The sequence below is a fragment of the Paenibacillus cisolokensis genome (assembly GCF_050481165.1).
GTDB classification, from domain to species: domain Bacteria; phylum Bacillota; class Bacilli; order Paenibacillales; family Paenibacillaceae; genus Paenibacillus_AH; species Paenibacillus_AH cisolokensis.
Map to the genome: position 1 here is coordinate 1 of NZ_JBCNFP010000013.1, position 13069 is coordinate 13069.

Annotated in this window: 12 protein-coding genes and 1 pseudogene; 6 read left to right on the forward strand and 7 right to left on the reverse strand. The window is 52.4% G+C overall.

The genetic code is table 11. The features are described 5' to 3' along the window. From ABEV74_RS02025 to ABEV74_RS02045, 5 genes are all read left to right on the forward strand, one after another. Positions 1-473, forward strand: a 473-nt coding sequence (locus tag ABEV74_RS02025) for a sensor histidine kinase (RefSeq protein ID WP_430143092.1), incomplete at its 5' end; no start/stop codon positions are given. Continuing rightward, the gene (locus ABEV74_RS02030) at positions 451-1962 is read left to right on the forward strand and encodes a response regulator (RefSeq protein WP_430143094.1); all 1512 of its coding nucleotides are present in this window, start codon (positions 451-453) and stop codon (positions 1960-1962) included. The genes ABEV74_RS02025 and ABEV74_RS02030, both read left to right, overlap by 23 nt. 261 nt (positions 1963-2223) lie before the next feature. After that, on the forward strand, positions 2224-3366 hold the full coding sequence (locus ABEV74_RS02035; RefSeq protein WP_213529228.1) for an ABC transporter substrate-binding protein: 1143 nt from the start codon (positions 2224-2226) through the stop codon (positions 3364-3366). Positions 3367-3448: 82 nt separating this feature from the next. Next, a complete protein-coding gene (locus ABEV74_RS02040) occupies positions 3449-4330 on the forward strand; it encodes a carbohydrate ABC transporter permease (RefSeq protein ID WP_062494437.1) in 882 nt (293 codons plus the stop codon). Beyond that, complete coding sequence (locus tag ABEV74_RS02045; RefSeq protein WP_430143096.1) at positions 4327-5154, forward strand: carbohydrate ABC transporter permease; 828 nt, start codon at positions 4327-4329, stop codon at positions 5152-5154. Before ABEV74_RS02040 ends, ABEV74_RS02045 begins: the two co-directional genes overlap by 4 nt. A 61-nt stretch (positions 5155-5215) precedes the next feature. Here the strand turns inward: ABEV74_RS02045 and ABEV74_RS02050 are convergent, their stop codons facing one another. The 6 genes from ABEV74_RS02050 to ABEV74_RS02075 form a co-directional block, all read right to left on the reverse strand. Beyond that, positions 5216-6256: a FecCD family ABC transporter permease gene (locus ABEV74_RS02050; protein ID WP_430143098.1), complete on the reverse strand. Its 1041-nt coding sequence runs from the start codon at positions 6254-6256 to the stop codon at positions 5216-5218. Further along, complete coding sequence (locus tag ABEV74_RS02055; protein ID WP_430143100.1) at positions 6253-7278, reverse strand: FecCD family ABC transporter permease; 1026 nt, start codon at positions 7276-7278, stop codon at positions 6253-6255. Before ABEV74_RS02055 ends, ABEV74_RS02050 begins: the two co-directional genes overlap by 4 nt. Before the next feature lie 81 nt (positions 7279-7359). Beyond that, complete coding sequence (locus ABEV74_RS02060; protein ID WP_430143102.1) at positions 7360-8178, reverse strand: ABC transporter substrate-binding protein; 819 nt, start codon at positions 8176-8178, stop codon at positions 7360-7362. Positions 8179-8235: 57 nt separating this feature from the next. Next, positions 8236-8385 carry a hypothetical protein gene (locus tag ABEV74_RS02065; protein ID WP_430143104.1) on the reverse strand — a complete coding sequence of 50 codons (150 nt, stop codon included), beginning with the start codon at positions 8383-8385 and terminating at the stop codon, positions 8236-8238. A gap of 60 nt (positions 8386-8445) precedes the next feature. Beyond that, on the reverse strand, positions 8446-9234 hold the full coding sequence (locus ABEV74_RS02070; RefSeq protein ID WP_430143106.1) for an IucA/IucC family C-terminal-domain containing protein: 789 nt from the start codon (positions 9232-9234) through the stop codon (positions 8446-8448). A gap of 32 nt (positions 9235-9266) precedes the next feature. Further along, complete coding sequence (locus tag ABEV74_RS02075) at positions 9267-11099, reverse strand: helix-turn-helix domain-containing protein (RefSeq protein WP_430143108.1); 1833 nt, start codon at positions 11097-11099, stop codon at positions 9267-9269. 301 nt (positions 11100-11400) lie between these two features. Here ABEV74_RS02075 and ABEV74_RS02080 point away from each other — a divergent pair, with 301 nt between their 5' ends. Next, complete coding sequence (locus ABEV74_RS02080) at positions 11401-12486, forward strand: aliphatic sulfonate ABC transporter substrate-binding protein (protein WP_430143109.1); 1086 nt, start codon at positions 11401-11403, stop codon at positions 12484-12486. A 54-nt stretch (positions 12487-12540) separates the two neighbouring features. Here ABEV74_RS02080 and ABEV74_RS02085 read toward each other — a convergent pair. Beyond that, positions 12541-12894: pseudogene (locus tag ABEV74_RS02085) on the reverse strand (nucleotidyltransferase family protein); the annotation flags it as partial. Positions 12895-13069: the final 175 nt, after the last annotated feature.

Below are 13069 nucleotides of genomic sequence, written 5' to 3' on the forward strand. Positions count from 1 at the left end.
TTTCGAAATTCAGGATAAAAATTCAACAAATCCGTTTTCCGAACAAGTTCGAGGTTCTATACGATGTCAGTCCGGATGTGCTTCATTGTAAAATATTAAAGTTTCTCATTCAGCCGATTATTGAAAATTCGTTCTATCACGGTTTGGAACCGAAAGGCGGACAAGGGCTGCTCAAGCTGACAATCGGGCAGCGCGGCCAGCTTCTCTATATTTGCGTCTACGATAATGGCGTCGGCATAAAAGAAGAGAAGCTGAAAGAACTGACGGCGATGCTGCAACAAAACAAGCATACGCTGGAAGAAGATACCGGGCGGAACTTCGGCCTTCGCAACGTTCATGCGCGAATCAAACATTTTTATGGCAATGACTACCGCATGGAGATTACAAGCAATGATCAAGAGGGTACATCCATTTCCATACATTTACCGATCAACAGGGAGTTGAGCAGCGATGAAAATTTTGGTGGCCGATGATGAATTTTTTGCCAGAAAAGCCATTGTGCAAATGATTCGGGACTGGGACCGGCAAGCCGACGTACTTGAAGCGGAAGACGGCAGCTCGGCCTTGCAGGCCCTTGAAACGGACAGGCCCGACGTGCTGCTGACGGACATTCGTATGCCCGGTATGGACGGTATCCAATTGGCTGCGCATATTTATCATCGTTATCCGCAAATGTCCGTCGTCATTATTAGCGGCTTCGACGAGTTTCCTTATGCCCAGGAAGCGATCCGCTATAAGGTCGAGAATTACTTGCTTAAGCCGATTGACCGGCAGGAGCTGTACCCGCTTCTCGATCAATTGAAAGCAAGAATCGCGGCAAAGCAAGTAGAAGCCAAAGAGCATGCGCTGGCTGCCGGCTTCTACGGTGAAATCGACCCGCGCCATTCTCCGTTGGCTGCCGATATCGAAGGCAGGTGCTACCGGACAATCGTCTTCTGGCTGCACCCAGGCCAGTATGAAGCCCTTGCCTTACTCTTTAAAGAGATGTTCAAGCGGCAAAGACGGCATCATGTCGTGATGAGCGACCGGCACCACCCGCACTTGCTTCTTGCCTGGCTATGCGGCAGTGAGACCGGCCTTGCCTATGAAAGCATCAGAATCGTATGCGATTCGTTAAACGACCAGCTCCGGCGTGAGACGGGAAAACCTTGTCTCGCCATGGGAGCGAGCGCCCGCTTCTCGGAACTCGGTCAACTGGCTGAATCCTATAAAGCGGCGAAGCTGGCTGCGCTGCAAAGCTTCGCCGCCAGCACCCGGACAGTCGTCTGCAGCGAGAGCATCCGCAAAACATTTCGATATGACGCCGATCTTATTCACGAATGGTCACTCGCCTTTCAACGGAAGATGGCCATGCATCAAGCTGAGGAAGCGGCGGATATGATCCGCTCCTGGTTAAAACGATTCTCCGAGTGCCAGTATTCCGCTTACATGCTCCAGGACTGGTTCGCCGCCACTGTAAATGTCATGAACACCCTTATCGGCCGTTCCAGCCATGAAATCGAGGCTTCCTTCATCGAACAACGAAGTCTGTTTGATTACTGCTCCTTGCAGCACTTGGAAGAAGGTTTGACGGGATGGGTTCACGAGGTCTGCGAATTGCTCAAACAAAAGGAAGCCAAGTTTGATCTGGTCGAGAATATAAAGAAAGATGTCGAAATTCATTATGCAAGCCGGATCACGTTAGAGGAGCTTGCCAAGCATAAATATTTCGTCGACCCAAGCTATTTGAGCCGATTGTTCAAAAGAAAAAGCGGCATGGGGTTTGCCAGCTACCTGTTATCCGTTCGTATGGAGAAGGCTCGCCAGATGCTTGAGAGCGGATCCGGACTATCCGTCTCCGACGTGGCAAGCGCGGTCGGTTTTAACGATGATTCGTATTTTATTCAGATGTATAAAAAATACTTCGGGGAGACGCCGGGAAAATCCAAAAATTCAAAACCAGTCGTTTCAGACAACGACTAAGACTAAAAGGAAAGTTGTTCATTTTTCTCCTATTTGTCGAGTCAGTTCTCTCCTATTTTCCTTTGCTCTTCTCTTGCTACAATGGCGGGTGTACAGCGTATATGACAAATCGATAAAGGAGTTGGGCAAATGAGAAAAAGCTGGATCAGAAGCGGGGTCGTCGCATTGATTGGCTTAACATTGGTGTCAACGGCTTGTTCCAATGGAAATTCTGAAAACGCATCCACCAGCCCGAATGACACTGCAGAAAGCGGCAACAAAGTGAAAATCGAATATTTTCAGATGAAGCCGGAAGTCGTGGATGTCGTAGACGAGCTGATTGCGAAATTCGAAGCGGAGAATCCGGGCATCATCGTCGAACAAAACAATGTACCGAACCCGGAAAACGTATGGTCGATGCGCGTTTCCACCAATGACGCGCCTGACGTCTTCACTCATTACCCGCATAATGCCGTATTTCAAAAGATGGCCCAGGAAGGCCGAGTCGTCGACTTGACGAATGACCCGCTGATGGCCAATGTGCAGCCTGCCATTGCGGACTTGAGCAAGATCGGCGGAAAAAACTACATGGTGCCGATCGGGCTCGCAACGCTTGGCGTGTACTATAATCAGGAAATATTCGAAAAACATCATCTTCAGCCGCCTAAGACATATGCCGAATTGATCGAGATCTCGGAAAAGCTTCTGGCTGCCGGCGTGACGCCGATGTATTTCCACGACAAGGACTTCAACGGCATCCGTCAGGAGGTCGTCTACAAAATGGGACAAACGATGCCGAACATCGAACAGTTCCTTGATGACGTAATGAATGGTAAAGCCCATATTACAGACAATCCGGACTTCAAGCCATTCGCGCAAAAGCTGCTTGATCTGCGGAAATACGGTCAGCAGGACAATATGGGCACAGGCTATGATGACGCTCTTCGCGACTTTGCCAATGGCAAAGCTGCGATGTGGTTTACCGGCATCTGGGCGATCAAAGAGATCAAAGCTTCCAATCCCGATCTGAAATTCGCGATGTTCCCTCTGCCTACGGAAGACCCGGCGGATCTGAAAACACAAGTCTCCGTCGATACGGCAATCGGTCTTCCGGTCGGCGGCAAGAACGAGGCGGAAGCGCGCAAATTTATCGAGTTCATGTCGTCCAAGGAGTCTGTTGAAGCCTATCTGAAAACGGCAGGATATCCGTCGGGTATTAAAGGTGTGGAGAGCGGTCGCCCGGAGATTGCTTCTCTGACGGATCTGATCGCCAGCGGCAAGGTTTACCCTACAATCGAGCGTCTGTGGCCTCCGGGCATTAATGCGGAAGTAGGCAAAGCTACGCAAGAGTTATTCCTGACGAAAGATATCGATCAGTATCTGAATAAGCTCGATACGATTTTCTACAATAAATTCAATCAATAACGCAGTTCAATAAGGCGGGAAGACCTTGAAAGCCAACGTTCGGTCAAGGTGTTTCCCGCTTTTTGCAAGATGGAGGTCGATTATGAACATTCGCGGCTTAAAGCCTGGCACGATATTTTTCCTGCTGACGGTTCCTGCGGTACTGCTGTATGTCGTTTTTTTCCTCGTCCCTCTCTTCATTGGGTTCTATTACAGCCTGACGGACTGGGACGGCTTCTCCTTGTCCTACGATATCGTCGGACTGAAAAACTATCGTACGATTCTGCAAGACGATCGATTTATGAACGGTCTTGTCTTCACGCTGTCGTACACGATCCTTATTGTGATCGGCAAGCTCGGCATCGCTTTAATTCTGGCGCTAATGCTGAGCGGTTCCCTGAAGCTGCGCGGCTTCTTTCGTTCGATTTATTTCTTTCCCGCCGTACTCAGCATGATTACAGTCGGCATGATCTTTAATTATTTCTTCTATGCCCTGTTTCCTCCGCTTGGCGAATCGCTCGGCGTCGAATGGCTGTCCCGGAACATTCTCGGCAATCAAGATACCGCCATCTACGGTATCGCCCTGACGAATATTTGGCAGGGCTTTGCCATCCCTATGGTCATCTTTATAGCCGGACTTTCCAATGTACCGAAGGATTTGACAGAAGCAGCGATTATCGATGGAGCTTCTCCGGGACAACGTTTTTTCGCGATCACAGTGCCGTTCCTCATTCCGATGCTTACCGTCAACGTTGTGTTGGCGGTCAAGAGCGGGTTGACCGTATTCGACTATATTGTAGCGATGACGAACGGAGGACCGTCGAATTCTACCGAATCGCTCGGTTTCCTGATCTACCAGCATGGCATGAATGAAATGAAATTCGGCTACGGCACGGCCGAAGCTATCTTCGTATTCTTGATCATCGCCGTTATTTCTTACATCCAGATTAGGCTGCTTTCACGGAAGGAGGTCGGACAACAATGAAGCAAAGCCTGTTCCTGCGCATATTCAGCTATACATTCCTTGGGATCGGTACGCTCTTCATCCTCGGTCCGATTTTTCTCACCGTATCCATTGCAATGAAATCAAGAGCGGAAACGACGAAAAGCTTTCTAGCTCCCCCTTCCGGCTTATACCTGGATAACTTTATAGCCGTTATCAACAAAGCGAATTTTTGGAGTATTTTTCAAAACTCCGTATTTATTACGCTCGTATCGCTGCTGCTGATGCTGATAGCCATCCCCATGGTGTCTTACGCAGTATCGAGAAATTCGAACCAAATGTATTACAGGTTCGTCTACACGTTGATCCTGCTCGGCATTTTCGTCCCTTTTCAGGCCATCATGCTGCCGATTTACCGCCATATGAGCAATTTGGAGCTGCTCAATCAAGGCGGACTGATCATTATGTATCTCACGCTATCTTTCTCGCAAGGACTTTTTCTATGTGTCGGATTTCTCAAAAATATCCCTTTGGAACTCGATCAGGCATCCAAAATCGACGGCTGCGGCGTATGGCTAACGTTCACGCGGGTTATTTACCCGTTGATGATGCCGATCCTCGCCACGATATTAATCTTGAACAGCCTGTGGATCTGGAACGACTTTCAACTGCCGCTTATTATGCTGAATCGGCATCCCGACTATTGGACATTGCCGTTGTTCATTTACAACTTCAAATCAGAAGTAAGCTTCGACTACAATTTGGCATTTGCGGCCTTCACGCTTTCGATGGCGCCGATATCGATCTTGTATGTTTTTACGCAACGTTACATTATCGGAGGGTTGACGGAAGGCTCTATCAAATAAGAACGGCTCAGGGAACAACAACGCCTCGACGATTATCGTCGAGGCCCGCTCTTCTCGTAAGCTACTGATGTCGGTTCCGGTATAGCAAATAAATAAAGAAAGGCGCGCCCACCCCTGCGGTCAAGACGCCCGCCGGAATGTCCAGCGGAAGAAAAACCGTTCTCGCAACCGTGTCGGCAATTACCAGCATCAGACTGCCGATCAGCGCCGCAACCGGAATTAACCCGCCGAATGTCGGTCCTACGAGACTCCTTGCGATGTGCGGCGCAATCAGCCCGATAAAACCGATCGCGCCGGCGACAGCCACGGCCGAACCGGCCAGCGCCACGCTGATGAACAGCAGAATGAAGCGGTGAAGCTGAACGGGAGCGCCCAGCCCTTTCGCCACATCGTCCCCCAATCCCTGAACGTTGACGTTTCGGGAATACAGAAGCGCCAACGGAATCAATACCGCCACCCAGGGGAGCAGCATGTACACCTGTTCCCACGATGCGCCGTAAATGCTTCCCGTTAACCAAATGTATGCCCGGCTGGCAGCCGTGATCGGGCTGAGAGTGATCATCAGCATCGTGAGCGAACCGGTGGCCGCCGAAATTCCGATTCCGATCAGCACCAGTCTGATCGGCGTTACCCCTTTGCTCCATGCCAGCAAATAAACCGCGACCGAAACGAGCCCGGCCCCCATAAAAGCGGCAACCGGGAGCCATTTGATGCTGACCGTCCCCGCCAAATAGGTAATAAAAGCGACGGCCGCAAAGGAGGCGCCCCCTGTAATCCCGACAATTTCCGGGGAAGCCAGCGGGTTCCGGACGATGCCCTGCAGAATCGAACCGGAAACGGAAAGAGCCGCTCCGACAAGGACGGCAGCAATAATCCGCGGAAGCCGCAGCGTCCCGATCACCATCTCCTGCTCCGCCGTCCCTTGTCCCATCATCGTTCGGAACACGTCAACCGGCGAAATGCTCGTGTTGCCGAGTCCGATACCGGTCACAAAAACGGCGAAAGTAAGAAGCGCAAGCGCAGCAAACACCGTCACCGTTCTTTTGTGCACCAGAAAAGAGACCCTTCCCTTTTTGCTTCGAAAAACGATCAGCCGATTCATTGAGCCCCCTCTTTCGAACGAAACCCTTTACGGGCAATGTAAATAAAAAACGGCACCCCGATCAATCCCGTCATGACGCCAAGCGGCATCTCTCCGGGCATAACCAGGAAACGGGCGGCGATATCGGCGAGCAACAGCAAAATCGCTCCCAGTACCGCGCTGTAAGGAATAATCCAGCGATAATCGACACCGACAAGAAAACGGGCGATGTGCGGAATGACGAGACCGACAAAGCCGATGGAACCGGCAACCGCAACGGAACTCCCGGCCAACAAGACGACCGTGACGGCGATCGCGATTTTCACCGTTACCGTTCGCTGCCCGAGCCCCTTGGCGATATCTTCTCCCGAGGCCAGAATATTGACAGGCCGCGCCAGCATAAGCGCGGCGAAGCCGGCCACAAGCATGTAAGGCAGAACCGGAATCAGATTGTCCATATCTTTGCCGGCAACGGAACCGGCCAACCAGAACAGCACATTTTGCAACCCCGCTTCATTGAGCACCAGCATCCCTTGCGTAAACGAGCTGAACAAGGCCGTCATGGCCGAACCGGCCAACACGATTTTGAACGGCGTCATGCCGTCCCTCCCGAGAGAGCCGAGGAAATAGACGATCAGCGCGGAAACGCCCGCTCCCGCAAAGGCGACCCATATCAATTGGTCTATCGAAGAAACGGGCAGCATGGTGATGGCCAGGACGACAAAAAAAACAGCCCCCGAATTGATGCCGAAAATGCTCGGCGAAGCCAGCGGGTTGCGGGTCAGCGCCTGCATCAAAGCGCCCGCAACGGCAAGATTCCCCCCGATCAGGGCGGCAAAGACGGCGCGAGGGAGCCGGGTCGTCCGGATAATGACATGGTCGTTCGAGGCGGCATCGTAACGGATAAAGGACTCGGCTGTCGTTTGCAGGCTGATGTCCGTCGTCCCAAACGCAATGCTTGACAGAAATGAAATCACCAGCAGGAAAATGCCGCCCCCCAATCCCAGCGCTTTCAAAAATGTCCGGTGCAACAATGCTTTCACAAAGGTCCTCCCTCTTAGTCGCGATGAGAAGAAGACTGTTGACACCACTTGCGGCCAACAGTCCCGTCATTTCGAAATATGCTATTGCAAATCATAGATTTCGTAGAGGTCTTCCAGCATTTCCATTGCCGCCAACGGACCGGAGCCGTTATTCCATACCGCGGTATCCACTTCGTACACCCGATTGTGCTGAACGGATCTCAAATTTTTCCATAACGGATGCTCGGTCCATTCCTTTCTCAAATCCAGCCGGCCGTCATCTCTCGACAAGCTCGTCTGGTCAAAGATGATATCCGCATCCATTTGGGGAATGTTTTCTTTGGAGGCGAGCTTGACCCCCCAGTCTTCTCCCCCCTGCTGGTTGACCGGACGCGCAATTCCCAGCTCGTCCAGCACGAGAGCCGAAAATCCCGTATATACGATTCGCGCATGATCCGCCCGGAAGTCGACAATCCCGACTTCCAGCTTTAATTTGTCTCCCATTTTTTCCTGGAAATCGGCGATTTTGTCCGCCCACTCCGCCAGAAACTTCTCTTCCTCATCCTGCTTGTTCAAAGCTTCCGCCGTCAGATGCAAGGAGTCCTTCCACAGATGCACTTCTTCGGTCATGACCGTCGGAGCGATCGCCGACAGTTGGCTGTAAATTTCTTCGTGACGCGTTTTGGAAGCGATGATCAGATCCGGTTTGAGCGCGACGATTTCTTCCAGGTTGGGCTGGTTTTCCGAACCGAGGTTCGTTACCCCTTCCATCTTGTCCCGGATATAGTTGTACCAAGGCTGTTCGATCCAGGATTCGACGGCTCCTACCGGCTTCACGCCCAACAGCAGGGCGGCGTCCGTCGCTCCCTGAAACAGCGTGACCACTTTTTCCGGCGTCCCTTTTACTTTTGTATCGCCCATTGCATGCCGAACGACGCGGACATCCTGATTTTCCGTATTTTGCGCCTCCGACGGCTGCTACGACTGCGAGGACGGCGTTTCCGCTTCCGATTGCGGCGGCTGCGAGGTTGACGCTGTCTCCTGCCGATTCCCCCCGCAGCCGGCTGCTACGAACGCCACCAACATCATGACCGCCAAAATCGCGAACCCTTTTTGCATTTTGACCATTCCTGCTTCCTCCCCTGATTACCACCGCTGTAAAAATGTTCTTTAGTAAGTAATCGATCTTTATGAACGTCCGTCCTTTGCGTAATGTATTTTCGGGCAGACCGTACAGTACTCTCTATCTGTGGAAACTTGATAATAATAGCAGCATGTTTTTCGAATGCGGACCGATGGCTTCGATGCGGAATTGGCGCGCGAGCCGCCGTAAAACCGGCCGAACGGATTCCGTGTTTCCCCGAACAAGGACGCCGGCGCTTTGCCGGTCAGATATTCGAAGTCTTCCTGCATACGGGAGCGCGCCTCGCCGCCGGCCTCCGCCTCCATTCGCTTCTCGTACAAGGAAAACAGGCGGACAGCCGTATTTTCCCATAAAACCGGCATCGGAACGTTGGCGACTTTGGAGACGGAACGCCATATCGGGGCGAGATGTTCGGCAAACAGACTGTTCGCGATGCGATCGCGCCATTCGGACCGTTTCCCGGCCGCGGGCAGGCTTACATGCAAACGGCCCAGACGGATATGAGACAACCACGACCTCTGGTCCGGGGACGTTTCAAGATGGCTGCTTCCGATCGACAGATCGATTCCTTTGTTATACATGGTCATCGCGTACAAGCCGGGCACTACGGTCAGGAATGCGTACCGCTTGGAAAACATCGATGCCGTAACCATTCGCGACGGCGATTGGAGAACTCCGGTCAGCTGATCCAAATAGGCCGCGCATTTTTCCTCGTCGAGCAAATCGGCGGACGGAATGGAGACAGCCGAATTTGACGGCGGACTTTCGCAAATGCGAAAATGCTTCGTCAAATAATCCCATTCCCCGGCCTCCAACCGGTTTATCGTTCCCATGTTTACGTTCTTCCTTTTAAGTTTTTTCCCGTTTACGACGTTTTCGAATTCGGCTGCAGCAAAGCTTCGGCGATTTCATCGACTACCCGATTGACCGCGATCGGTCCGTAGTAACCGATCCATAACGTTGTGTTGACCGTCCTTACCCGATTGGCCTGCACGACGCTCAAATCGTTCCAGACCGCCGTTTGCTGATATCGGTCCGTTAGCTCCGCATTGGTGTCGTCCTTCAACACGAAGAGCCGGTCCGCGTTCAATTTCGGCATTGCGTCGAGCGAAATATACGAGCTGGTCTTCCGGTCGTCCACAGCCATGGCCGGCGCCGCCATGCCGAGATCGCGGTACAAAATTTTCGCCGTGCGATGCGCCGTCATATGCAGCCGGATCTTATTGTCGCGCGGCCGGATCAGGGCGACGGTTTCGCCTCCGAGATTGCCGGCGAGCGCGGCCTTCAGCGCCGCGATTTTTCGATTGTACTCGTTCACCACGTTCATCGCTTCCCGTTCCTTGCCGACCATCTGTCCCAACGTCAGAAGCGTGATTCGCCAATCTTCATATCTGTCGAACATCACGGTCGGCGCAATTCGGCTCAGCTCTTCATAAACGCTCTCCTGGAACTCCGTGCAGATGATCAGATCCGGAGCCGACCGGGCGACGGCCGCCAGATCGGGCGCTTCCTTCGTTCCCAGTACCTGGATGCCGGCCAGCCGGTCGGACAAGTATTCGGGAAATTTCATGGCGTCGGTCGTGCCGCTGACGCTGCCGACCGGCCGTTCGCCAAGCGCGAGCAGCTGATCGATATACTGACAGTCTAGCACCGCGATTCTCTGCGGAGCCCGCTTCAGCTCCGTCTCGCCTTTCAGGTGCTTGATGTATCTTCGTCTGTTAGGCCCCACTCCTCCTTTATATACAACCGCCCCCGACTGTAATTGATAATGAGTCTCATCCTCACTAGTATTACTATACATTTGCGCAATTCCGGGAACAATGTACGATTGCGACAGATGGAATGGATTTTGACGACGGCGTTCCGCTTGCCGGACTTGCTCCTGAAACTGGCGGGGCGAGACGCCGAAGTACTTTTTAAACAACCGGCTGAAATAGTAGCTGTCCGAATAGCCGACGGCCTCGGCGATCCGGACGATCGGCACGTCCGTATGCTGCAGCAGCAGCTTGGCCTTGTCAAGACGAACCCGGATCAAATATTCCATCGGACCGACATGCAGCTTCGCGTTGAACAGCCGCTGCAACCGTCTGGCATTGCAGCCCAGCATGGCCGCCAAAGCTGGCAGGGTGAGCGGTTCGGCGTAGCATTCCTCGATATAGCGAATCGCTTGGGATAGCGGATTCGGTTGCACCGCCCCTTCGCCTCGATCGTGCCGTTGTCGCAGCAGCTCGTAAACAAATTGATGAAACAGCGCTTTGACATGAAACGTTTCCAGCATGCCGCCTTGCTGCCAATACCGGTTCATTTCCTCCGCTTTCCAATAGAGAGAGAGCGGATATTGCGGCACAAAACCATATTGAAGATGAAAAGGATTGTCCGTCTGATCCAAACGAAGCGGTTCCCGGCCCGGCGCCGCCCATACCGCTTTATAAAACACCATGTAATATTCAAGACCTTCGGCCACCCGCGCAATATCGAGCATCGCGCCTTTGCCGGCGTGGCAAACCAGGCATGAATTCGCCTCGTAAGCGATTTCATCGATCAACACCAGCGCCTTGCCCCGCGTTGCGAACAAAAACAGGCTGGACGGAAGCCGGTACGCTCGCAAGCTTTCGCCCGGCCGCATCATCCTGTGACGCACGTCCAGCACCTGGAGAGCCGCATCATTCCATAGCGGCATCTGGTCTTGAAAAGTCAATTCGTTTCCCTCCCGTATCGGGTTTGAAAATAGCTGCCTAGCTGCCTGCGGAATAAGTCTATTATATAGATAATGATTATCACTATCAATTTTGATGGCAAAAATAAAGCGGCCGCTCTTGCTTTAATATCATCATTCCCACTTGAATAATAGGATTAATGATGTTATGATGTCTACCAACAGCATATTGCCGATTGGTCCGCCAAAGGCCTCCTGCCATCCGAACCCGTTCGGAACGCCAGGAGGCTTTATATTTGCAGCGCAAACGATCGTTTCAATGGGATTAAGGAGGGAAATCCGAATGGAAAACGTAAGCAAACGAACCCGGCATCATGCACTCACGGTTTTGATTATCGCTGTACTCGCCTTGCTGCCGGCCGCCTGCGGCCAAAGCGCGGCTACCGGCACGAACGCCTCCGGCTCCGGTGACCAACCGGCAAGCGACCAGTCGGGCGACAATTCGAACGGGAAGACACAGGAGAAAGTCGTCATCAACATCGGCGTCCAAGGGAAGACCGGAATTTTGCCATACGCCCGCGAGAAAGCCCTCTTCGAAGAAGCGCTGGCTGCCGTAAATGCCGAAGTGAAGTGGCACGAATTCGCAAGCGGACCTCCGCATTTCGAAGCGCTCGCGGCGGGCCGCATCGATTTCGGCGCCGTAGGCGGAACGCCGGTCATTGCCGGCCAAGTCGGCAATATCGATTTCCGTGCTGTGGCCGTGACATCCGACGGCAAGAAGGGCAACATGATCGTCATTCCGAAAGACAGCCCGATCAAGGAATTGAAAGACTTGCAGGGCAAGAAGATCGGCGTCGCCAAAGGCAGCAGCGCTTACAACTTCCTCTATTTGGCGATCGACAGAGCCGGACTGAATCGCGACGACATCAAAGTGATTCAGCTTCAACCCGACGAAGCGCGTCCGGCGCTCGACTCCGGCGCGATAGATGCCTGGTCCATTTGGGAACCGTATGCGACGACTGCCGTGTTCCAGACGGGCACCAAAATTCTCGTTTCCGGCCAAGACCTGAACATTAACGCCCCCGGCTTCATTATCGCCCGCACGAAGTTCCTTACGGATCATCCCGACCTGACCGTCGCATTCCTGAAGGCGTACGAGGAAGCCCGCCTCTACTTTACGACGCACATCGAGGAAGTGACCGACGATCTAGCCAAGTCGCAGAAGCTTGATCGGGAGATCGTCGCGACCGTGTTGAAAAATTCCGAACCGCTGCTCTCCCCGATCACGCCGGAGTTCGCCAAGGCGCATCAGGAACAGGCCGACTTCTTATACTCCGTCGGCGCGATCGACAAACAGGTCGACACGTCAAAGGTGCTGGAGAGCAAATTTGTCGAGCAGGCATTGAATGAACTGAAGGAGGGGAAATAAAGAAAATTCAAAAAGCCGGCGTGAATTCGCTGGCTTTTCGACATGTCTTGGGTTTCAGCAGGTATGCCGAATATGGCAAACCTCTATTTTGGTCCAAATGCTCTTCCAATTTTTCTTCGCGATCCGTTCCTCGTAAATTTCGGCTCGTTCCTTCGTTTCTGCAAAGTAAGGCGTCGGTTTCACAAGCAAATTCAGCACATCTTCAATACCGCAAGGGGCAGCTAAAACCACGTCGTTTCGTTCGTCTAACGCAAGCCCTAATGCTGTCGCGGTTTCGGGAAATTTTGAGATCGCATCGACGGACGAAGTATATGGCGGTATGTTATTTACAATGTGCATTCTTGCTTCATTTTTGACAGACCAAGGAATGTCGGGATTCATACCTTTAAGCTTTTGTTCCAGCTGCTTCATCCACGCGTCGTCTTTTACAAGTTGAATGATGTCCTGCTCATTTTCTATTTTCAAATGATCGCCTCCCGAACATATATGCTTATTGTAGTTGAATCGTAAGATAGTTGGAAGGATTTTCTTGCACCGCAAACTGCCGGTCAGAGATACCTTTATAGACCCCCATGCCGCTGAC